The organism is Pseudomonas sp. KBW05 (assembly GCF_003852405.1).
Taxonomy (GTDB): domain Bacteria; phylum Pseudomonadota; class Gammaproteobacteria; order Pseudomonadales; family Pseudomonadaceae; genus Aquipseudomonas.
In genome coordinates this window covers 1-1,066 of sequence record NZ_QAJM01000037.1, presented here as the reverse complement: position 1 = coordinate 1,066, position 1,066 = coordinate 1, and the positions used below count along the sequence as shown (strand labels likewise).

Sequence of the window (1,066 nt, the reverse complement as noted above, 5' to 3'; positions counted from 1 at the left end):
CCTAGCGGGCTCGATGAGCGTAGCCGCTGCCGCCATAACCAAACATATGTCGTTCCCCTGGCGGTGAAACAGGCAATCATCGAACTTCGCTCGATTGGCGAGACGATTCCTGGTCCGAAGAAAATTCAGTACAGCCTTATGCAGCGTTTTCCGGATCAGACTCCGCCTTCGAAAACGACTATTTACAACATCCTCAAGGCAGCTGATTTGATCTCCCCCAGGCCATTGCGCCCGCGGGTGGCTGTTTATCCCAAGCCCTTGCGCAAGGCAGAAAATCCCAATCAGCTATTCAGCGCTGACTACAAGGGGCAGTACCTGACCGGTGCAGGGGTTTGGTGTTATCCGCTGACGATCATGGATCACGCAAGTCGGTTTCTATTGGCTTGCCAGAGCATGGGCAGCACCAACTTCAAGGAAACCCAGCAAACCTTCGAGCGAGTTTTTCGAGAATATGGCCTGCCGGAACGCATTCGTACCGATAACGGAATACCATTTGCTAGCACCAGTCGAGCGGGGCTCTCACAGTTGTCGATCTGGTGGATGAGACTTGGGATCATCCCCGAGCGAATCGAGCCAGGTCGTCCGGATCAGAACGGGCGACACGAGCGAATGCACCGAACGCTGAAAAGTACGCTACCTCACCCATCGGCAGTTGCCTGGGAGGCCCAGCAGCGTCACTTTGATCGTTTCTTGCAGCACTACAATTACGAGCGTGGGCATGAGGCGCTTGGGCAGAAAACGCCTGGCGACTGTTACACGCGATCAACCCGGCTGTATCCAGAAACGCTACCTGAGATGACCTATGCGAGCCATATCGAGAGTTACTTGGCCGATAGTAACGGGATCATCAATCGAGGCGGTATGCGGGTTTATGTTGGCAATTTGCTCTGTCACCAGACCATCGGAATGGAAATGATCGGTGATGGGGTATGGAATGTGATCTTCGGGCCAGTGATTCTGGGGCACGTGAACGCGAGAGATGCAAAGAACGGTTATGTCTCAATCAAAGTGTCACCTATGTGAATGCACTTTTTTGTAACCCATGTGGTTGTCCCGTACATGCCCC

At 53.5% G+C, this 1,066-nt stretch carries 1 protein-coding gene; it reads left to right on the top strand.

Going from position 1 to position 1,066, the window contains the following annotated elements; genetic code table 11:
* Positions 1–1,023 (top strand): integrase core domain-containing protein (locus DBR46_RS26280; RefSeq protein WP_148090402.1); only part of this gene is annotated, 1,023 nt, incomplete at its 5' end.
* Between the last annotated feature and the right edge of the window lie 43 nt (positions 1,024–1,066).